Origin of the sequence: Ochrobactrum chromiisoli, assembly GCF_026241335.1 — a bacterium.
Taxonomy (GTDB): Bacteria; Pseudomonadota; Alphaproteobacteria; order Rhizobiales; family Rhizobiaceae; genus Brucella; species Brucella chromiisoli.
The window spans coordinates 45,009-64,901 of record NZ_JAPHAV010000012.1; the positions used below are offsets into that span (position 1 = coordinate 45,009).

Sequence of the window (19,893 nt, forward strand, 5' to 3'; positions counted from 1 at the left end):
GTGGGGCCATTGTCTCAGCTACGCGAGCATGGGCCACGTATCAGAGAGACGATAACCACCAGGGAACGGATCGGTGGGGTCGAGAAAATGTTGCATCGTACCCGTAATCCACGCTCTGCCGGAAATCGTTGGCACAATAGCTGCGTAGTTACCCACCACGGTTTCCGTTGCGATTGAACAATGAAATTCGGTATCGATTATTGACTTGCCGACAAACTTGTCACCGACCTTCATCTGACCACGAGCGTGCAACAACGCCATACGAGCCGAGCATCCCGTCCCCGTTGGCGAGCGATCGAGCTTTCCAGGATTGCAAACCACCGTATTCTTGCCGGTCAGAACGCCGCTCTCTTTGCAGACGGGATTCGTAAATTGACAGAAAGAGATATGATCCCACGCGTTAGTCGGGTGTTTAAAGCCAAGCTGTTCGTTGGCAGCACGAATTATCTTCATCGCCATCTCGGCGATATCGCGCGCCTCATCCGGGACTATCTCGAAGCCCAGCGACTTCGCGTCAACGACTACAAAACTGTCCCCTCCCCAAGCTGTATCCACTGTCAGCGTTCCAGCGCCTGACACCTCGAGGGCAACATCAAGCTTGTCAGCAAAAGAAGGTATATTCTTTACGGTGATCTTCTCGGCCTTGCCTTCTCGGCAATGAGCTGTAACTTGGACTAATCCTGCCGGGGCTTCAATTACGAACTGGGTGATGGGTTCCTGCATCGGAATTATACCCGTGTCGAGCAGCACTGTCGCCACGCAGATTGAGTTAGAACCAGACATTGGCGGGGTGTCGTTGGGTTCCATTATTATCCAGCCAATGTCGGCATCAGGATGGACGGGAGGTACCAACAGGTTCACATGACGGAAAATACCACCACGTGGTTCATTCAGAACGAAGTTGCGCAGAGTCTGATCGGTAGCAACAAACCGTGACTGTTCCCAGATCGTCTTTCCAGGGGGCGTAGGAACGCCCCCAACGATCACATCACCAACCTCGCCTTCGGCGTGGCAACCGACAATATGCATTACTTTGGTGCTACGCATATTCTCATCTCCTTGTGAGTTTCGTCGGACTTTCGCACACACATGTCATTCAGACTCTCTTCTCCGTGATCATTTTAGTCCGCAGATAAGCTTCCAGCCCCTCAACACCGCTTTCAGCGCCATAGCCGGATTCATTTACTCCGCCAAAAGGCGTCTCTGCTTCATGAACGGAGGTGTGATTGAGACCGACTACACCTGCTTCCAACTCTTCGCCGACTGCTGAGGCAATTGCGTGATTTGTCGTAAACAGGTAAGCCGCCAACCCGAATGGAAGTGAATTGGCTCGCGCTATTACTTCGTCGACCGCCTTAAACGGTGCGAACTGAGCCAGAGGCCCGAAAGGCTCCTCGACCATAACTCTGGCATCATCTGGCACGTCGCGTAAAACGGTAGGGGCATAGAAATAGCCAGGGCCATCAAGCCTCTCACCACCGATAGCAATGGATGCACCTTTGTTAACCGCATCGCTGACAAACTCGTCCATCATGTCGAGGCGACGTGCGGTAATCAAAGGACCCATCTGAGTACCCTGTTGCAATCCGTTGCCTACAACTATCTGGCGCGTGCGTTCAATAAACCCACTGATAAACTGCTCATACACATTTTCATGAACGTAAAATCTCGTAGGAGACGTACAAACTTGGCCCGCATTGCGGAATTTAGCCGCCACGAGTACATCGAGAGCTTTTTCGATTTTTGCGTCATCAAAAACAAGTACCGGAGCATGACCACCCAGTTCCATGGTGCAACGTTTTAGACTGTCAGCCGCCAAACGCTGCAAAAGCTTACCCACCGGAGTAGAGCCAGTCAGAGAAACTTTCCGGGGAATCGGGGAGGCGATCAGGTGTTCGGAGATTGGAGCCGCAGGTCCGAATACTATGTTCAGAACGCCCGCAGGTACGCCTGCATCAACAAAGCAGCGACCAATTGCTACCGCAGTGCCTGGTGTTTCGTCGCTTGGTTTTACAATGATGCTACATCCAGCTGCCAGTGCTCCCGCAATTTTCAAAGTCACGTTTCCTGCCGGGAAATTCCATGCCGCGAAGCCCAGCGCAGGACCTACAGGCTCTTTGACAACCAACTGCCTCACATCACGTGAGCGAGCTGGCACAATGCGTCCATACGCGCGCTTACCTTCTTCGGCATACCACCGAACGGCATCTGCGCAGAATTGAAGTTCACCCTTGGCCTCGACCAATGACTTGCCATTTTCCATGGTCAACGTGCGAGCGATGCTATCTAGACGTTGCTCGATAAGATCGGCCGCCCTGCTCAATATCTGCCAACGATGATCTGCAGTGGTGTGTTTCCAATTCCTGAAAGCAATTCCAGCAGCGGATAGAGCCCGATCCAGATCTCCCGACGAAGCACGCGGAACAGCCGCTATTTCGCTGTTTTCTGCAGGATTGAACAGAGGACCCGTCGCCCCATCTTCAGCTGGTACCCATTCGCCATCAATGAGCATCTCAAGTTTTTCAGTGTACATGGCAATCCTCGGTGTCGGAGTTTGTGCAATCGCTCTTTTGTCGTTGTATAAACGATTACTATATTGTATGCAATTCTTGATTATCGCATAAACTAACACCTAGGTAGGTTCAAGTCGTCATGGCTAATCAGATTGATCAGGCGGATATCGCCATTATTGGCGCGGGCAATGTCGGGATCGCAGTCGCCTATTATCTTTCAAGGAAACACGGCTTCAAGAACGTCGTGCTTGTCGATTCACGTGATCCCATGAGCCTCACCTCTGCTCAATCGGGTGAAAACTACCGAAATTGGTGGCCTCACCCAATTATGACGCAGTTCACGAACGACGGGATCAGGCTGCTTGAGGAAATCGCCACTGAAACCGATAATCGGATTAATATGACGAGGCGTGGCTATGCATTGGTCACGCGAAACTATAAGCCTGACAATCTTATAGAAGACTTGTATCGCGGCTATGGTACAGAAGCCGAAGGATTAATACGTTTTCACGAAGGTGCTGGCGACCACCCGAGTTATCGCCCGGCCACCACTGCCGACTGGAGAGATGCTCCAGACGGAGTTGATGTACTTTGTGATAAGTCGCATATCCAACACCTCTTTCCAGCTTACGAACCCGACATTGCAACAGTGCTTCATGTCCGTCGCGGCGGTTCAATTAGCGGGCAGCAACTTGGCCAGTTCATGCTCGAATTCATTAAGGAAAATGGTGGTCGTCTGGTCCGTGGTGAAGTCACAGGCATCGAGCGCGGCAGTCAATTTGACCTAGCGATCAAAACCGAAAGCGGGGTTTCCACGCTGAAGGCAGATCGCATCGTGAACGCAGCTGGACCATTTATAGAAGATATTTCAAAACTGCTTGGTGAAGAGCTGAACGTTTCATGCATTTATCAGCAGAAGATCGCCTTTGAGGATCACTTGGGCATTGTGCCACGGAATCTCCCGTTTACTATTGACCTCGACGGACAAAAGATCGCCTGGACAGATGAAGAACGCGAGATTCTTGCAGAAGATCCAGCGACAGCCCATCTAATTGGCGACATGCCTGGCGCAATTCACTGCCGTCCGGACGGTGCCGAAAATGGTAAGTGGATCAAGCTGGGTTGGGCGATTAATCATGCGCATTCTGATCCACATGGGGCTGAGCCGATAGACCAACATTTTCCTGACATTCTTCTTCGGGCTGCAAGCCGTCTCCAGCCTGGCTTGTCAAACTACGTTGGACACCTACCTCGAAATTCGCACCACTATGGCGGCTATTATACCACCACACGTGAAAACTGGCCTTTGATCGGCCCTATGCTTAATACTCCCGGCGCATTTATCGCAGGTGCTCTATCAGGTTTTGGAACTATGGCATCGTGCATTTCGGGCTTGATATGCGCTGATCAGGTGGCGGGTGCGCCAACCGTCGAATATGCTTCCAAACTGTCGCCATCACGTTACCAAGATAAAGAAATCATGACGGAGCTCGAAGCTCTCAACAATGGTGGACATCTCTAATGGAACTTCCAGCCAGGCTTGGATTTGTCGGCACAGGAGCGATTACGGAGGCTATAATTCGTGGTCTCCTTAAATCGGACTTGAAGATCGACAGTATCGTCGTTTCCCCCCGCAATGAGGAAATAGCCAAGAACCTGGCTGCAATTTCGCAGACCGTGCGGATTGCGATCAGCAATCAGGACGTCGTTGATACAGCAGATTTAATCGTGCTCGCGGTAAGACCGCAAATTGCTCGCGAAGTGATCTCTGCGATTTCATTTCCAACGAACGCAAAAATCATCAGTTTAATAGCGACAATGACTTCGGAAGTAATTCAGAGTTTGGTGGGCAATGCAGCCGAAGTCGTACGCGCTATTCCATTACCTGCTGTAGCTGAAGGCACGGGCGTAACCGCTGTTTTTCCTGAAAGCCGCTATGCAAGTGCCCTATTCTCACCCTTGGGGAATGTCGTTAACGCGGATTCGCTTGCCGAGTTTAATATATATGCCGCTGTTAGTGGATTAATGGGCACGTATTTCGGAATGCTTGATGAGATACAAACTTGGATGGTCGAGTGTGGTGCCTCCGAGACCAGTTCTCGACAATATCTCGCAACGCTGCTCTCGGGACTGTCGCGTAAGGTCTGTGCTGATGAATATTCATTATTCGCTTTGCGCTGCTCTCACACCACTCCAAACGGCCTTAACGAACTTGCCTGGAGCGAATTCAAACATCTAGGCGGCGATAGCGCCATTCGCGGTGCTTTGGATACGGTGTTGGAACGTATTGAACAAACATTAGCTTAACACCAGAATTAATGTATCCGTTGTGTTGTAATTTTATACAATCCTGATATATCTAATACAAATATTCAGGCAGCACAATGGTGTTTGTATTATCGAATGCAACCATTAGCGAACATCTAAGGAGATAGCGTTGAAGACCGACATCGTGGTAATCGGAGGCGGAGCGATAGGTGCAGCAGTTGCCTATTACATCAGAACAATGGACTCTAGCGTCTCCGTGACTGTCGTCGAACGTGACCCGACCTACAGCCTAGCTTCAACTCCCCGTGCCTCAGGTGGTGTCCGTCGTCTATTTTCTCTTCCGGAGAATATTGCCCTTTCGAACTATAGCATCCCGTTTTTCGACCGCTTTGCGGAGACTATGGAAGTTGATGGTGTTCCAGCAGATATCGGGCTGAAAAAGAATGGCTATCTCTTCATCGTACCGCCGACCAGCCGCGATATGCTGAAAGAGAACTATGACACTGAACTGAGCATGGGTTGTAATGTCGTTTGGCTGGAACCCGATGAACTTAAGCATAAGTTTCCGTCGATGAATGTATCTGATCTCGGGGCTGCTGTTTATTCACCGGACGATGGTTGGCTCGACCCCCATAGTGTCCTGATGGGTTTCAGAAAAAAAGCGCGAGCGCTTGGTGCGACATTTGTCTCAGACGAAGTCGTCTCGATGAACCGAGACGCTAACACCGTCCAAAGTGTTACATTGAAGTCTGGTGATATTATCGATGCAGATCATTTCGTTAACGCAGCCGGGGCGTGGGCAAAAGAGATTTGTGCCATGCTCGGGTTCAATGCGCCAATCGAACCACTGCGTCGCTTTGAACACTATTTTGAATCTCAAGACCCTATTGAACCGCTACCATATCTTAAAGACCCCGAGCGATTGGCATTCCGGCCAGAAGGTAAAGGATATTCTGGCGGTGTACCGACGCTGGCTGAACCTCGTGGCTACAATTTTGAAGAAGATCACGACTATTTCGACAATGTCGTGTGGCCCGCTCTAGCTCATCGGTTCCCGCAGTTCGAGCGAACCAAATGCAAGAACACACTGCCTGGCCTTTACGATCAGAATGACTTTGACGGCAACGTTATTATCGGACCGGGTGCTGATGGTTTGACCAACTTCCACATGCTCGCTGGTTTCTCCGGCCATGGCCTGATGCACGCACCCGGTTGTGGATTGGCGATGGCAGAGCTTTTGTTAAAAGGGCGTTATGAGACCATCGATCTTACACGCTTTGGTTGGCAGCGCTTATTAGACAATCAACCGTTGCCAGAACGAGGCATCATTTAATTAATGCGGTGGCGGCTTTCCAGTCGCCACCAGCCTATCCAATGCGCATAGCTGCCCGCAATGACTTCTGAGTAGCTTCAATATGTCGTTCCAGAAGTGACACAGCTTGTTCTGTTGCTTCCTGACGGCACAATTCTAATAACGTTGTATGATCCTTTTGAGGCTTTGCCTTACCGGTTGCCGTTGAGACCTTGCGACGCGTGAAACGGTTAACGTGTCCGTAATTATCCTCAATCATCGCAAGCAATTTCGGCTTTCCGCAAGGCAGATACAGCGTCCAGTGGAATTGCCAGTTCATTTCTCCCCATTGTTCAGGGCTCACTGTCTCCTCATATTGATCGAGGATCTGCTGTGCTTTCTCAAAATCTTCGATGGCCATATTGGGGATGGCGAGCTTAAGCGCGCGGCACTCGAGAGCTATACGAATATCCAACATTTCGAGTACATCATCAATTGACAGACCTTTGACGACCGCGCCTCTATTTGCGTAGAGTTCGACCAGCCCCTCTCCTTCCAGCTGGCGAAGTGCTTCCCGGACTGGAATTCGGGATGTTCCGAACTGGACGGCAATCTCATCCTGCCTCAATTGTTGCCCTTCACCGAAATCGCCTGCCAAGATTGCTTCTCTTAGCCCATCCCGGACCACGTCTGCGGCCGACTTGCGTATTTCTGCTATTCTTTCGGTCATTTCGAATCTTCCTTGTCCATGACTTTTATTAAATCAGAATTCGTTTGTATAAAATTGTCAACGTCAAGGATTTAACTTGCATCTGTGCAATGCAAACACATTAGCCACCGACGTTGCGGATGGCAGGGTTTCGCGCCCTTGCAATATCCATAGATTTCATATTGTATACATTTTTGTAATATCGTATTCTTTATGATCTAATCGCATTCATTTCGTATACAACAATAAGGGGAATTGAATGAATTATCTCAAAATCTGCTCAGTGGCGTTTGTTCTGTGCACATCAGGGGTTACTTATGCAAAAGCGGAGTGCGGTGACGTATCCATAGCTGCCATGTCATGGCAGTCGGCCGATGCCCTGGCAAATGTCGACGCTCTTATCCTTGAAAAAGGCTTTGGCTGCACAGCAAGCGTCATCCTTGGCGACACTATCCCCACAATCACATCGATGGTTGAAAAGGAACAGCCAGATATCCTGTCTGAAGCTACAATTACGTTGTTGCCCGACGTAGCGAAACGTGGCCTGGAGGAAGGACGCGTAAAATCACTGGGCCATCCCATACCGGAGGGCACAGTCGAGGGTTGGCATATTCCCAAATATCTTGCAGATGCCCACCCGGATATCAAAACAGTGGCAGATGCTCTCCGCCATCCAGAATTATTTCCAGCACCCGAAGATCCTTCGAAAGGTGCCATTCTGAGTGGCCCCCAAAGCTGGGGTAGTACCGTAGTCGCAGCGCAGCTATTCAAAGCATTCGAAGCCGAAAAGAAAGGCTTTATCAACGTCGATGCAGGTTCCGCAGCTGGGCTAGACGGCGCAATAAGTAAGGCGTATGAGCGCAAAGAAGGATTTCTCACTTACTACTGGTCTCCAACTTCTCTTATGGGGAAATATCCTATGGTCCGCCTTGAAGGAGGAGTTCCCCGCGATGAAGAGGAGTGGGCGAGATGCACAACAGTTGCATCATGCGGCGATCCAAAACCCAATTATTGGGTTGCTGGCCCTGTAGATACCCTAGTGTCATCCAGATTTGAGAAACGTCCAGGTATCGCTCCTGTTATTGAGTATCTCACAAAACGCTCCTGGACTTCTGCCACAGTCAGTGAACTAATGGTCTGGATGACCGATAATCAGGCAACAGGCGAAGATGGTGCACGGCATTTCCTTGAAACACGCCCAGATCTTTGGCGCAAATGGGTACCGCAGGATATAGCAGAAAAAATAGTGGCTGATCTTTAACCGCTTCAGAGAATAGAAAGTGAGCTCATCACTTTCTATTCTCAATATTATTTTATCTTAGTTCTCCCGTGCACAATCGAAAATCCCGATCAACTCCGAGTGGTGTCTTTTTGTAAAATCCTCGACAGCACGGAGATGGTTTTCATCGTAGAAATGCTCTTCATGCGTCAGGTTAATTGTTCCAAGCGTTCGACCGTCGCGAACGATTGGGACGTTAATCTGGGAGCCGCCGCCCAGACTTTCTGTTAGAGCATGATCAGAAAATGCCCAACGCAGACCTTCTTTGTCCTTGGCCAAATAGTTGTGCTGCCTTTGGAGAACCAATGTTCCCCAAGGCGTCGTTTGCATTTTCTTACGACCACCAACAGGGAAATGTTCAGGTAGGTTCGAATATATCCGAGTTAACTCATCGCCATCAACGGCGAGAAGAGTCAAGAGAATAAATGGAACTTCTTTCTGCACGTTCTCAACCAAATGCTTCATGGAATTGTTCATTCTGGATCTCCCATTGTGTCCTGTATCCACGCGAACTTAAACATTACGAATGATCTCCCCACCTTTGATGATTGTTTTGATGTTCTCCGGATTCTGCAAAAGGCCGATTTCATCCAACGGGTTTTTCTCGTACACGAGAACATCTGCCTTGTAGCCTGGCTTCACTTGACCCAACGTCGAGCTACAGTTCAGTAATTGGGCTCCAATCAAGGTGGCCGACTGGAGCAACTCCAAAGGAGGAATAACTTCTGCCCTGATCTGAAACTCGTTGAGTTGATATTTGTGCATAAAGTTACCTACCAGATCGCTGCCATAAGCCATCGGTATACCTTGACTTCTTGCTAGTTCGATCGAATTGAGTCCTGCTCCCAGCAACACATTTATCTTATCGACAGTCGTTTTACTCATACCCGCCTCGAGGCCGTATTTCGATGCGGTGTGATATGCAACCAAGGTTGGAACCATGAAAGCAGCCTTTTCTTTCATTAGTTTCGCCGTCGGCTGGTCGATAAAATTACAATGTTCGATAGAGCGTACGCCGAGCCTGACGGAACGCTCGATTTGGCGAGAAGTGTAAGCATGTACCGCCGTGTAGATATTTGCCATCAGGGCTTCTTCCACGATCGCACTAATTTCCTCTTCGGAAAACTGATCAGAATCAAGACGATCTGTCGGGGATGATGCACCACCTCCTCCCATAAACTTTATGTGGTGCGCACCTCTTCTGATCTCGTCTCGAGCCGCTTTGCGAACTTCATCGATACCATTCGCAATCATGCCCAAGCCAGGCTGGGAATATCCATTATCGAAAGCGTCTCGCCCCGGTACACGCATATCCCCGTGACCACCAGATTGGGATAATGCCTTTCCGCCAAAGAATAGTCTCGGACCCACGATCAAGCCATCTTCGATAGCTTTGTGCAGGCCGAAGTCCGCGCCACCTACATCACGAACCGTTGTAAACCCGCGAAGCAACATTCCTTTCATTATGGTCGCGGCTTGAAGGGCTGTATATGTTGGAGAGGATTGCGACAGTTCCAAAAATGTCGGAGCAAATGCCGTGACGTGAACGTGACAATCGATCAGGCCCGGTATGACGGTTTGGCCTTTAAGGTCGATGACCCTTCCCTTACCTCGGGATGGCTTTGAGTTGTCTATTTCAACTATCTCGTCATTTTCTATCACGATGTAGCTATCCGCGCTTACATCGCCGTTCACAACGTCCAGAACATTAGCGTTCTCTAATATAATATAACTCACTGCTAGACTTCCTCTTTTCGGACCTATCGTTGAAAAATCGTGATCGGGACTGATCGTTTTAGTGAGATTAGGGTCTCTGCGCTCTCGGCTCAGTGCTGGCATTCCCCAACGCCAATTGCTCGATATCCTCTAATGACCTGTTCTTGGTCGGTATTCCCAAAATTAGAACCGAAAGACCGCCGATGAACAGAATGACGGTTGTCATTCCGAAAACCGCGGCAAACCCACCAAGAGGATAAACATAACCAACAAGAACAGGAGCGGCGATTCCACCGATCCGGCCCACTGCAGATGCTGTTCCAACACCTGTAGCTCGGAAGCGTGTGGGAAAGACTTCCGGTGTGTAGGCATACTCACCCGCTGCTACGCCATTGATGAAGAAGGAAAGAGCCATACTCGCGAGTATGACTTGTGTGTCCGTCTGGGCAAAAGCCAACGACAAGGCAGCAACCGATGCCAAAGCCATATAGCTCACGATCAGGTAGGGCCTGCCGATCTTTTCACAGAGCCATGCGGCGGTGAAATAGCCAGGAATCTGTGCCGCATATATGAGGATAGAGAACGAAAAACTCTGTGTAAGGGTCATTCCCCGATCAACAAGCAAACTCGGAATCCAAGTCATGAATGCGTAGACAGAAAAAGTCACAGAGAGCCACAGAAGCCAAGTCATGATAGTGATCCGACGCATGGAACGGCTCCAGAGCGCACGGAAGTTTTCTGAAAACGAAGCTTGTGAGGGCTCCACGGTATTTTTGGCGGGCTCCGGTTCAGGCAAATGAATATTGTTGCGTCGGAACTCGGCTTCGATATCTGCAATAACCGCCTCGGCCTCTCGTTGGTGACCCCGGCTTTCAAGCCATCGGGGGGATTCCCTCAATGCTCGTCGCCACCAGAGAACAAAAATTACAGGCAAGGCGGTGATGATTAACGCGTAGCGCCACCCTTCCTCAAAGTTTGGCACTACCGCGTAACCAATCAGGGCCGAGATCACGAAACCGAAGGAGAAAAAAGCAGCAAGAGAGGCTGTGAACATGCCTCGCCGTTTCGCTCCAACGAATTCAGAAAGGAATGGCGCGATAATTGCCGCCTCAGCGCCCATGCCAAATCCACCGAAAACACGAAGTGCCAGAAAATGGTGCCAATCGTTGACGAAAGCACTCACGAACGATGCGAAGCAGAATAAGACGAGCGCCCACATCATGACGCTCCGCCGTCCATATCGGTCGCCAACCGCACCAGCAATCAATGCGCCGCCCAAGAAACCTACATAGGTTCCGCTAGCTAACATACCTGTTTGGACGCTTGTAAGAGCCCACTCTTGACGAAGAGATGGCAGCAGAAACGCGATAATTCCGGCGTCAATCGCTTCAAACATGTAACCGAGGCCGCCCATTAACAAAAGCTTGTAATGGAAACCTCCAAACGGAAGGCGTTCCAATCGTTGAGCAATATTTGACATCAACCCCTCTTAGGTTGCTGAAGATCGTTAGACACAGCTATCCCTCTCCGGATTTCGTCCAGATTAAATGCAGTCCAAGTCGATCTATTTGTTTCGTTTCTTTAATGCAGGTCTTATGAATAACCGAGCTGCACATAAGGCAGCGGAGTCCTCCAATCATTTAACCGCAGGCATAATTGCATACAATTATGCAGAATGGTATAGAAATCCACATGATTGCAGAAAATATTGCAGACGGTACATTCAGATCTTCAGTCGAAGATTGGCTTAGGGCTCTGGAAAATAAGAATAATTTATCAGACGCCAGCCATCAGGTGCTACAGACGATCATCGCCGATCCGAAGTTTGCATCATATGCTGCAGCGAAAGATATTGCAGAACGGGCTCGGCTCAACGGTGCATCTGTTATCAGAACTGCACAAGCCCTGGGATACGCGGGCTGGCCCGCTCTTCGACAGGAAATACGCTCCAGATATATTGCCACACTCTCTGCTGTCGAGCTCAGCAGCGTACACGAAAACCAGGCTGCTTCTGCTGACCCGGTAGGGTATTCGCTGACCTGTCAAATCACTGAGCTCACGAATCTACGAAGGAGCTTTGACCGACGAGAGATTAGAAAACTTGCAGATTCATTTGCGTCAGCGAAGCGCCGATTGATAATCGCCTCAGGAAGTTATGCCGCATTGGGGAAAATTTTGGCCCATCATGCGACACTCGCGGGCTATCGTAGCGAGTTGGCGGATGACGCCGTAGCGATATCCAATGCAATTGGTGACCTTACTAGTGACGACATCGTAGTCGCCGTGGGATTCTGGCGGATATATAAGTCAACCATCACCGCGCTTAAGGAAGCGAAGGCACGACATTCGACTACAGCTCTGATTACTGATGTCTCCCAGCCTCATCTCCGAAACTTGGCCGATTACTATCTTATCGTGCCATCAGAAGGGACGTCTTTTTTTGTTTCTCTGGTGCCTGCGATGGCTATGATCGAATGTCTGTGCCTTGAGTTAGCGAGAATTGACAATAAAAAAACTTCTGAATCCCTTGAGTCATTTGAAAAGCAATGGAAGTCTTTCGACCACCTATTTTCCGGCGAGGGTGAATTGGGATGACAGATTAACAGATCCTGTGACCGTTCTCGGGATAGAAACCTGAAAGTCAGGTTTCCCCCGAACGTTCGACTGAGCAACTCAAATGTGTCCTGCGCAACCAGCACGCGACAGAACTCGGATCGAACGTGCGTAAATGCGGTTACGATTCGTCCTTATCGAGAGGGCCGCCCGCTGCCAAACGCTCTGAAGCCAGAGCTTCCTCTTTTTCTCCGAGAAACAAAATCTGAAAGCGCTTTCTGCCTATTTGAATAGTTCGCGGACTGTTCTTTTCTGCTTCCGACAAAAGCTGTTCGAGATTGTCTTTCACAGAATCCATGCTCCAAATCTTATCCGTCATAGAATCTCCAGCGACGACCAACAGCGGCCAGCTTTTCAGCGGTCGCTAATATATTCCCTATTTTTTATTTACGGATTCCCTGCAATTAAACCTTATTTTATCCGTTCATAAACAAACGACGCGAGCACAATATGAAAGCTCCTGAGCGAATTCTCCTAGACACTTGCGTCGTCAGTCAGTTCACTTACAGATATCCGTCCCCTGATCTTATCACCTGGATAAGAAAATTTCCGGAAAAATCTTTAGCAATCTCGGTGGCCACCGTGTTCGAGATTCAAAAAGGCATCGAACACCTAAGGGCATGCAAGTCTGACCGGGCTTCACAGTTGGAGAGTTGGCTCGAAGATATCCTCGCAAGCGATATCGACTGCTTGTTGCAGGATGTCTGTATTTCCAGGCTATTGGCCAAAATGGTCGCCGTGCCAAAGCTCAAACACCTTTGGATACCTGATCGATCCGCGAAGAAGCCAAAACTCGGTCAGGATTTGCTGATTGCGGCCACCGCAATCCGTTATCGTCTCCCGTTGGCCACCACGAATTCACAAGACTTTCTGTTAATTCATGAACATTTCCGACTGCCAGGCATCTTTAACCCATCAACCATGTCATGGTGCATCCCTGAAAATTCGACCAATGATGATAAGAATTATCACCGCACAAAACCGGTTGACACGGGATGAATGTTCTGCTTATGTTCTATATATGAAGCACGCGATCACCCCTTCCCCGAAGCTACCATCACGCCCCTCAGAGCGCGGTGGTAGCCGCGTGCTTCGAATACGTTTCATCTGATTGCTGAACCAGTTGTTCATTGACGGCCGAGATATTTGCCGTCGCGTTCAGAGGAACCCTCTTCCATGTTCCAATCTATTACCGACCGTGTTCTCGCGGACGTCAGACTTAACGCATCTGCTTATAAGTTCCCACCGTCGCAGGTTCTGAAGTGCAATGGCGAACCGATTTTCCGTTCGCAACAAGCGCGTAATCTGGCGTGCCTTTTTGATCTGTCTCCTGACGTAATTTGCTGGACTTGTTTGCCCCTGCTCGTACAATTTGGAGACGGTTGTCATACTCCGGACTTCGCCGTTCAGCGGCCCGACGGGGATTTTCTGGTTGATGTCCAAACCCCACCGGAATGGGTGGTTAAGGCTGCTGAGTCTGATGGCTGGCTTTACGATTGCACCACTTACAGGCTCGATGACAATCATGCACTTATTGCGAACGCAGTAGACTTGTTGCCATATGCGCACTATTCCATGGTGTCGCTTGCTGACCGTTTGAGAGTGCTGTCTGCCCTTGACGATGTCGGGCCGCTTGCCCTGAAGCATTGCGTTCAACTCATTCGAAATTCAAGCGAACCAATGGCGGCAATCACGGCACTTTATTTCTCCGGTGAGATTAAGTTCGATCTCTCTGAGAGGATAAACCCGGACACCCGCGTTTCCCGAAACTAATTCATTCTCAAAATTTAACACGACACAAATCGGCGTTCTAGCGCCTGGTAACGAGGAGTCTTACCCATGAATAGCCAGCAATATTTGAACGACATGATCAGCAAACTCCACCAACTGATCGATGATCTGAAGATGCTCCGAGATGGCAAACAGCCAGCACCTGAAATTCTTGATGACAGTCCCGCTTTATACGATTGGAGTCAGACTACTCGACCTGCGGCGTGCCTGGAAGGATTCGTTCAAGAGCATCCGAGGCTTGGTCGCAACAAGCTCATCATCACCAGCGATCTCTACTATCTACACCCCGAATTGCAATTCGCGCGCACCCTTTCCAGGTTCTATAGGCTCGGCAATCCAGCCAGGTTCGGGCGGCAGCATTAAATCCATGAGGGCAACGTCGATGAAACTCATCCGAATATCGGATCGCTACTGGCGGCCACCCCTTCCCCTACTTCCACCCAGTGTGAGTAAACAGAATGACGTATTTTCAACGAACACAAGACGGTTTGGCCTTGGAGCTGGCTCGGGCACACATCACTAGGCAAATTCGAAATCACGGCCTTCATCAATTTCTAGCAGGGCGAGTGTGCACTCTTGCTATCATTATCGATCACCAAGAAGATCTGGAATTCTACGAAAGAGCGCTTACTGAGATCAAACACTACTGTGCAGGCCCGCGCTCCCAAAAAATCATCACTATCGACGAAAAGCAGGCGCAACGCCAAAAACGGTTAAAGCGACCAACCGAGGAATTTTCGTGGGCAAGGCAAACCGTCTTCTTGACGCATAATGAGTTATCATTGCCTGAACACGTATCGGCAACAGTAGACTACGTTGTTACAGTTAAAACCGACGTATCGCTGTGCGAAGCTGTGACCCGGGATCTCAACCATGCTCGTATTGAGTTGTCGAAAATCGATGAGCTTCATACCGTTTCCCTGTGCCGCATCGCGTCATTTATCACTCAAAATTGGACTGAGACGGAGATCAGAAAGAAACTCCATCAATTCACTTGCGTCACAAAAATTTCTCAAGAATCCCGAGCAACAGATATTAATTTGGATAACCTAGTTGGATATGGATCGGCTGCTATCTGGGGTAAGCTTTTAGCCAGTGATCTTCACCTTTATCGTACCCGTCAGCTACCTTGGGCAGATATTGACCGGGGAATTCTTCTTAGTGGTCCGCCAGGTGTGGGAAAAACAATGTTTGCACGTGCACTGGCCAACACGTGTAATCTTCCGTTGTACCCGCATTCACTTGCCCGTTGGCAATCGCAAGGCAGTCTGGATGATCTGCTGAAAGCTATGCGGTCTGCTTTCGAAGAAGCCAGCAAAAACGCTCCAGCAATTCTTTTTCTAGACGAGATCGATAGCTTCGGCAATCGAGCTAATCTGTCGGGACATAATGCCAATTATGGGCGGCAAGTAATCAATTCACTGCTCGAACAATTAGATGGCGTCGGCAACAGAGAAGGTGTCTTCGTTATTGCAGCCACAAATATGCCAGAGTTAATTGATCCTGCAATCACTCGCGCCGGACGCATCGAACATCATGTGTCGATCACACTACCCGAACCAGCTGAACGTGAAGGAATTCTTCGATTTCATCTTGGTCGTGACCTCGAAGGCGAGGACATCTCTGACGTGGCGGAAAGTTTGACCGAGGCATCTGGAGCAGATATCGCAAAGTTTGTGCGTCAGGCTCGACATATCGCGCGACTGGAAAAGCGGCCTTTGGCGCTGTCCGATTTACTGAGATTAAAGCCAGCTACTACGCCCATTCAGCCCGACGACATCTACCGAATTGCTGTACATGAGGCGGGACATACCGTCGTCGCCCACGCCCTTTCTGATAGCCTCGGCATGATGCCGGTTTCGGTGATGATCAATCGCGAAGTCCAACGCGGAACTGCTCGTCTGGGCGGTGTCAGAATGCGTGATACAGAGCCCAAGATTGTCAAATTGCGAGAAAATTACGAAGCAGAGATTTGTAGCTATCTAGGAGGCCTGGCGGCTGAACATGTCATTCTTGGAACTCATTCGGACGGTGGCGGAGGAGCAACAGGGTCAGATCTTTCTAAGGCGACCGAAATCGCAATCAGAATGGAAGTTTCGTTCGGACTGGGTGAAAATCTGTCTTTTTGGGGACCCCACGAAGAGTGTGGAACTGCTTTGCTATTGAGACATCCGCAACTGCGAGCCGCTGTCGATAAGACTCTTCGATCTTGCTTCTCTAAGGCATCGGAAATCATTGAAGAAAAAACAAGTGCCATTCTGCTCATCGTGGACCAGTTGGAAAGAAACGGAGAGGTCGATGAGAAGGCCATTCTGGAATCTTTAAATCACCCTATTGATGTTCGTGGGGAAAATGCTGGCTCAGTTACCAACCTGAAAGCCGGATAATAGATCTGGTGCTCATAGGGACTAGCAAAAAAAGAGGGCCGACGGAAAACCGTGGCCCTTTAAGTTTTGAAGGTCTTGAAACCTCCAGAGGGGAACAGCTGCGTCGCGCAATGGGAGGAGGCGCGAACCGCAGCTGGATGCGTTATGCCTAATTCCTATTCAGTTTGCACTTTTTTATTGCGCAAACCAGCTATGCGCATTTCGAATAGCCGTTTTCATTTCCCACTTTTGCAGAACCGATTATCATTGCAGAATAACTATCATTCCAGCGGCTGATTTGACGCTTAACGCTGAGCCAACGTTAACATCGAGGAGCGTGATAATTACTGATCGCGTTGGCCAGCGACTGCCACTTTAAGGCCCTCGGGCAGGTGCACATCAAACCACGAGATCATGTTTCGAATATTTTCACTTGCAGGATTCGAAGCCTCCGCGCCAATCAGTTCAGCACTCGCTTGAGCCATGGCAACGACAATGCGAGCGGTCTCCGGCACGTAATGCAAGTCATCCCCGGCGTCATGGCGCGCATTTATTATTTGATAGCGAATATTTTCCGGATAAGCGCACGCGCTCGTCAGGAAATCTTGAAGACTGACTTTTTGTCCGTTGATATCAACCGTAGCGTCTTTGTCGAGTGATGGATAACCCGTCGCTTCAATACGCTCGCAAGCTTCAATCGCCGCATTCATCATGCTTCTGATCTGGTTCCAATCGGTACGCATGCGAACTCCCTCTTGATTGCGCGGATACTACGCATTTCACAATAACATGACTTCGTTGTCGATGTCAGAATTGAGGCCCCGAAGCGGTCGGGCCGGTGTCGGTGATCGCGTATGCAATAGCAGTCATGGGACTAAACCGTTATCTATGATCATTTCCGACACTCATAACGGTCGAAACGACGCCGTTTCAGTTTAGCCGAAAGCGGACATTCGGGTCAGCGTCGACGATATCGGCATCGCGCCATAAAAGGAGCCGTTCCTTACACCGCCGTTTTCGAGAGAGCCGAAAAGAATAAATGAAGGCAACCGATTTATGGTTTATATCCGTCGAAGATATTGATCGGAGGCGGGATGGGTATAAGTGCAGGGTTACGGCAATTTGCTATGCGTCGCGTCATTCAAATGGCGTTAGTGAAACGAGGCGGGCCGAAAATACCCACCTCTGGTGACGAGGCTCGAGAGAACGACATTTATCTGCTCTACCTGCTCGACAGCGCGGGCGTGGCAAGATTCCTCGTATACGACCTCGTGGGTGATCAGGTGCACGGGAAGTGGTCGCTCGATGGCCAAAATTTCACTGAGAAACGATCCCTCGAGATTAGCGAACTGGCCGAATTTCAACCATGGATCCAGCACTACTATCGAGGCTGGACCTTTTACACTATCGGCCTCCCGAAGTTCCTCCTCTACCGTTGGACCTGTCGGCCCTGGATACAGGTAACATACGACCGATACATGCAGTCACGTTTCAATAAGCGCGAGTTGCCTCGTCAGGATCGAATGAAGGTGTTGCGCTACATCCTTGCAGAGACGGTCAAGGATCGAGCCTTCCAGACGCATCCCACCAGCTTACTGACCCACTTCTATACAGTTCGATGGGTCCATCGGTCTGATAAAGAAGAACTGATGACCTACTACACGCTCCTTCTTGGCTCGATGAAAGAGGCGCAAGATCTCGAAGAGACGCAGCATCATGGTTACAAGCTGAGGCCGCAGGCGCTGAACACAATTACAAGCTTCGACCTCGAAGAACAGCGTCACACAGACAACCAAAATACGCAAAACCGGATTTTCTGGCTGACCGTAGTTCTGATTGTCGTCGGTATAGTGCAAGCCGGAGCGGTGGCTTACGATACGTGGTGGAAGTCACCGGATACATTCACAGGGACCATCGGCGGACAAGCAATCGATCTGATACAGAAGTGAGCGGACGAGAACACAGATTTGTGAAATCAAAGGCGTTTAGGGGCCATGAAAGTTCTGAAGCCGCACCGGACTGATATCGAGATAGCCGCCTTTCGGTTCCCCACGCCATTGCCGCTATTTTAACTCGATGTCGCCCGAGGTAGCAGAAACCGACCTCTCGATGGGCGCTTGCCTGTTCAACCCTCCCTTCGAAAAGCTGTCTTCGGTAAACGGGTCGAGGCTGGTCGCTAGGAAAGCGATCCTGCGACGCAGCTAGGAGTGAATTGCGCTGAGACATTTTGGGGGACACGGCGAGTCCTGCGGCAATGCAGAACCTTTTCGGCCCATAAAATTGGTAGGCCCATTGAGACTAGTTCGGACCTTTGCAAAGGATCCCAAAAAAGCTTGCCTTTTCATCGTAGAGGCCAAGGTCAAGGTTGTTGTAGTACCACCGGCGTTTCGGTTTCTTAGGGACGTTGTCCGCAGGATAGAGGCTGCGAACGTATTCCGGATCATCGAGCATGGGATCGACCTTACGGAGTATCCTGGCATGTGCCTGTGCCGCTCGAACAACGGCCACGGGGTGGCTCGACATGGTTATTCCCAAATTATTAAAGCCGCCGACGGACAACTGACCCGATAACGTGTTCGCCGCTTGCCGAGCGTCGTAGATTGACCAGAGACGCATCCTTTCCGACGTCATAGTGCCATCGTCTTTCCTTTCGAAAGCGTCGTGATCGAACAGCCCTATGATCTCAAATGTGTCACGCGTGACCGACGCGAACAGAACTTCATTCGTTCTGGCTGCATGGCCTTTGGCTTCCCTCGTCAGCCCGAGATGGAAATGGTGAAGTCCCATGACGTTGAGCAGAAAATCCTTGTCCGCCCAGCTTTCTTCCGGGCCTCTGCTCTCGGCAGTGGGTGTGTATCCTTCCTTGATCGCTCCAAGTGACAAGTATGGTGTAAGGTCTTCGCCATCCTCAACCGCCTTGATAAAGGCATCAAGGTTTGCTGTCAGTCCTAACATCCTCGGATCGCTTGCAAGCCTTTCGCGTCCGCTGACCGTTCGCCGCGCCTGTCTGACATGCCGCAGCCGCCAAGCGATAAAGGTAATTAGCAGATCAGTCAGGTGCTTCCCCCAAAGTGTAGTGCGCGTGGCCTTGTCATTAGGGAAGCACGGGATCGACTTGATAAGACTTTCTCGAAAAACTTTGATACGGGGGCGGGCTTCAAAGGGTTTAGCCATAGAATGATCCGTCAAAAAGTGATTGCTCGGTTAGATGGATGTTCTAAGACTTGGTACCAAGGAATCTGAATGGTATCAAAGGCAGCTATCGCTTTCGGCTTCCTCAGAGCGGAAAAACCGCTTTCCACCAAGTCGAGCCTTTGCATGATGAATCGTTGACGTGGCAGGAGCGA

General features: G+C 49.9%; 19 protein-coding genes. 10 read left to right on the forward strand and 9 right to left on the reverse strand.

The window, feature by feature from the left end:
- Window positions 1-18: 18 nt before the first annotated feature.
- Complete coding sequence (locus tag OPR82_RS17790; RefSeq protein ID WP_113533316.1) at window positions 19-1,047, reverse strand: trans-3-hydroxy-L-proline dehydratase; 1,029 nt, start codon at window positions 1,045-1,047, stop codon at window positions 19-21.
- A 49-nt stretch (window positions 1,048-1,096) separates the two neighbouring features.
- Window positions 1,097-2,533, reverse strand: coding sequence for an NAD-dependent succinate-semialdehyde dehydrogenase (locus OPR82_RS17795; protein ID WP_113533315.1), 1,437 nt, complete (start codon window positions 2,531-2,533; stop codon window positions 1,097-1,099).
- A 119-nt stretch (window positions 2,534-2,652) separates the two neighbouring features.
- Between OPR82_RS17795 and OPR82_RS17800 the strand changes: the two genes are divergently transcribed.
- From OPR82_RS17800 to OPR82_RS17810, 3 genes are all read left to right on the forward strand, one after another.
- The gene (locus OPR82_RS17800) at window positions 2,653-4,035 is read left to right on the forward strand and encodes an NAD(P)/FAD-dependent oxidoreductase (protein ID WP_113533314.1); all 1,383 of its coding nucleotides are present in this window, start codon (window positions 2,653-2,655) and stop codon (window positions 4,033-4,035) included.
- Window positions 4,035-4,820, forward strand: a complete 786-nt coding sequence (locus OPR82_RS17805) for a pyrroline-5-carboxylate reductase (protein WP_265986248.1) — start codon at window positions 4,035-4,037, stop codon at window positions 4,818-4,820. The genes OPR82_RS17800 and OPR82_RS17805 overlap by 1 nt, the downstream gene beginning before the upstream one ends.
- 130 nt (window positions 4,821-4,950) lie before the next feature.
- Window positions 4,951-6,114: an NAD(P)/FAD-dependent oxidoreductase gene (locus OPR82_RS17810; protein ID WP_113533312.1), complete on the forward strand. Its 1,164-nt coding sequence runs from the start codon at window positions 4,951-4,953 to the stop codon at window positions 6,112-6,114.
- Between the two features lie 34 nt (window positions 6,115-6,148).
- On the opposite strand, the gene OPR82_RS17815 is transcribed toward OPR82_RS17810, so the two are convergent.
- The gene (locus tag OPR82_RS17815) at window positions 6,149-6,802 is read right to left on the reverse strand and encodes a GntR family transcriptional regulator (RefSeq protein WP_113533311.1); all 654 of its coding nucleotides are present in this window, start codon (window positions 6,800-6,802) and stop codon (window positions 6,149-6,151) included.
- A gap of 238 nt (window positions 6,803-7,040) precedes the next feature.
- Between OPR82_RS17815 and OPR82_RS17820 the strand changes: the two genes are divergently transcribed.
- Entirely contained in the window at window positions 7,041-8,042 is a 1,002-nt protein-coding gene (locus OPR82_RS17820) for a glycine betaine ABC transporter substrate-binding protein (protein WP_113533310.1), read from the forward strand.
- A gap of 57 nt (window positions 8,043-8,099) precedes the next feature.
- Here OPR82_RS17820 and OPR82_RS17825 read toward each other — a convergent pair whose 3' ends face one another.
- From OPR82_RS17825 to OPR82_RS17835, 3 genes are all read right to left on the reverse strand, one after another.
- Window positions 8,100-8,537, reverse strand: a complete 438-nt coding sequence (locus OPR82_RS17825) for a GAF domain-containing protein (RefSeq protein WP_113533309.1) — start codon at window positions 8,535-8,537, stop codon at window positions 8,100-8,102.
- A 36-nt stretch (window positions 8,538-8,573) separates the two neighbouring features.
- Window positions 8,574-9,797: a metal-dependent hydrolase family protein gene (locus OPR82_RS17830; RefSeq protein ID WP_113533308.1), complete on the reverse strand. Its 1,224-nt coding sequence runs from the start codon at window positions 9,795-9,797 to the stop codon at window positions 8,574-8,576.
- Window positions 9,798-9,864: 67 nt separating this feature from the next.
- The gene (locus tag OPR82_RS17835) at window positions 9,865-11,256 is read right to left on the reverse strand and encodes an MFS transporter (protein ID WP_265986250.1); all 1,392 of its coding nucleotides are present in this window, start codon (window positions 11,254-11,256) and stop codon (window positions 9,865-9,867) included.
- A gap of 212 nt (window positions 11,257-11,468) precedes the next feature.
- Between OPR82_RS17835 and OPR82_RS17840 the strand changes: the two genes are divergently transcribed.
- Complete coding sequence (locus tag OPR82_RS17840) at window positions 11,469-12,371, forward strand: MurR/RpiR family transcriptional regulator (RefSeq protein ID WP_265986251.1); 903 nt, start codon at window positions 11,469-11,471, stop codon at window positions 12,369-12,371.
- Window positions 12,372-12,510: 139 nt separating this feature from the next.
- Here OPR82_RS17840 and OPR82_RS17845 read toward each other — a convergent pair whose 3' ends face one another.
- A complete protein-coding gene (locus OPR82_RS17845) occupies window positions 12,511-12,708 on the reverse strand; it encodes a hypothetical protein (RefSeq protein ID WP_113533305.1) in 198 nt (65 codons plus the stop codon).
- Between the two features lie 131 nt (window positions 12,709-12,839).
- Between OPR82_RS17845 and OPR82_RS17850 the strand changes: the two genes are divergently transcribed.
- The 4 genes from OPR82_RS17850 to OPR82_RS17865 all read left to right on the forward strand — a co-directional run bounded on the left by OPR82_RS17850 (window position 12,840) and on the right by OPR82_RS17865 (window position 16,567).
- Window positions 12,840-13,388, forward strand: a complete 549-nt coding sequence (locus tag OPR82_RS17850) for a PIN domain-containing protein (protein WP_162762589.1) — start codon at window positions 12,840-12,842, stop codon at window positions 13,386-13,388.
- 177 nt (window positions 13,389-13,565) lie between these two features.
- Window positions 13,566-14,162 (forward strand): hypothetical protein, encoded by a 597-nt coding sequence (locus OPR82_RS17855; protein WP_265986252.1) that lies wholly within the window; start codon window positions 13,566-13,568, stop codon window positions 14,160-14,162.
- Window positions 14,163-14,228: 66 nt separating this feature from the next.
- Window positions 14,229-14,543: a DUF6634 family protein gene (locus tag OPR82_RS17860; RefSeq protein WP_113533302.1), complete on the forward strand. Its 315-nt coding sequence runs from the start codon at window positions 14,229-14,231 to the stop codon at window positions 14,541-14,543.
- Between the two features lie 95 nt (window positions 14,544-14,638).
- Window positions 14,639-16,567: an AAA family ATPase gene (locus OPR82_RS17865; protein WP_113533301.1), complete on the forward strand. Its 1,929-nt coding sequence runs from the start codon at window positions 14,639-14,641 to the stop codon at window positions 16,565-16,567.
- Between the two features lie 323 nt (window positions 16,568-16,890).
- Here OPR82_RS17865 and OPR82_RS17870 read toward each other — a convergent pair whose 3' ends face one another.
- Window positions 16,891-17,259, reverse strand: a complete 369-nt coding sequence (locus tag OPR82_RS17870) for a hypothetical protein (RefSeq protein ID WP_265986254.1) — start codon at window positions 17,257-17,259, stop codon at window positions 16,891-16,893.
- Between the two features lie 381 nt (window positions 17,260-17,640).
- Here OPR82_RS17870 and OPR82_RS17875 point away from each other — a divergent pair, with 381 nt between their 5' ends.
- A complete protein-coding gene (locus OPR82_RS17875; protein WP_113533299.1) occupies window positions 17,641-18,495 on the forward strand; it encodes a hypothetical protein in 855 nt (284 codons plus the stop codon).
- A 349-nt stretch (window positions 18,496-18,844) separates the two neighbouring features.
- Here the strand turns inward: OPR82_RS17875 and OPR82_RS17880 are convergent, their stop codons facing one another.
- Window positions 18,845-19,720 (reverse strand): hypothetical protein, encoded by an 876-nt coding sequence (locus OPR82_RS17880; protein WP_113533298.1) that lies wholly within the window; start codon window positions 19,718-19,720, stop codon window positions 18,845-18,847.
- Between the last annotated feature and the right edge of the window lie 173 nt (window positions 19,721-19,893).

Bases quoted from the DNA above. Each gene is read 5' to 3' on its own strand.
- OPR82_RS17815 (WP_113533311.1), bottom strand. From the start codon at position 6,802: ATGACCGAAAGAATAGCAGAAATACGCAAGTCGGCCGCAGACGTGGTC.
- OPR82_RS17805 (WP_265986248.1), top strand. From the start codon at position 4,035: ATGGAACTTCCAGCCAGGCTTGGATTTGTCGGCACAGGAGCGATTACG.
- OPR82_RS17790 (WP_113533316.1), bottom strand. From the start codon at position 1,047: ATGCGTAGCACCAAAGTAATGCATATTGTCGGTTGCCACGCCGAAGGC.
- OPR82_RS17865 (WP_113533301.1), top strand. From the start codon at position 14,639: ATGACGTATTTTCAACGAACACAAGACGGTTTGGCCTTGGAGCTGGCT.
- OPR82_RS17835 (WP_265986250.1), bottom strand. From the start codon at position 11,256: ATGTCAAATATTGCTCAACGATTGGAACGCCTTCCGTTTGGAGGTTTC.
- OPR82_RS17820 (WP_113533310.1), top strand. From the start codon at position 7,041: ATGAATTATCTCAAAATCTGCTCAGTGGCGTTTGTTCTGTGCACATCA.
- OPR82_RS17800 (WP_113533314.1), top strand. From the start codon at position 2,653: ATGGCTAATCAGATTGATCAGGCGGATATCGCCATTATTGGCGCGGGC.
- OPR82_RS17880 (WP_113533298.1), bottom strand. From the start codon at position 19,720: ATGGCTAAACCCTTTGAAGCCCGCCCCCGTATCAAAGTTTTTCGAGAA.
- OPR82_RS17850 (WP_162762589.1), top strand. From the start codon at position 12,840: ATGAAAGCTCCTGAGCGAATTCTCCTAGACACTTGCGTCGTCAGTCAG.
- OPR82_RS17855 (WP_265986252.1), top strand. From the start codon at position 13,566: ATGTTCCAATCTATTACCGACCGTGTTCTCGCGGACGTCAGACTTAAC.
- OPR82_RS17825 (WP_113533309.1), bottom strand. From the start codon at position 8,537: ATGAACAATTCCATGAAGCATTTGGTTGAGAACGTGCAGAAAGAAGTT.
- OPR82_RS17860 (WP_113533302.1), top strand. From the start codon at position 14,229: ATGAATAGCCAGCAATATTTGAACGACATGATCAGCAAACTCCACCAA.
- OPR82_RS17795 (WP_113533315.1), bottom strand. From the start codon at position 2,533: ATGTACACTGAAAAACTTGAGATGCTCATTGATGGCGAATGGGTACCA.
- OPR82_RS17845 (WP_113533305.1), bottom strand. From the start codon at position 12,708: ATGACGGATAAGATTTGGAGCATGGATTCTGTGAAAGACAATCTCGAA.
- OPR82_RS17840 (WP_265986251.1), top strand. From the start codon at position 11,469: ATGATTGCAGAAAATATTGCAGACGGTACATTCAGATCTTCAGTCGAA.
- OPR82_RS17875 (WP_113533299.1), top strand. From the start codon at position 17,641: ATGGGTATAAGTGCAGGGTTACGGCAATTTGCTATGCGTCGCGTCATT.
- OPR82_RS17870 (WP_265986254.1), bottom strand. From the start codon at position 17,259: ATGATGAATGCGGCGATTGAAGCTTGCGAGCGTATTGAAGCGACGGGT.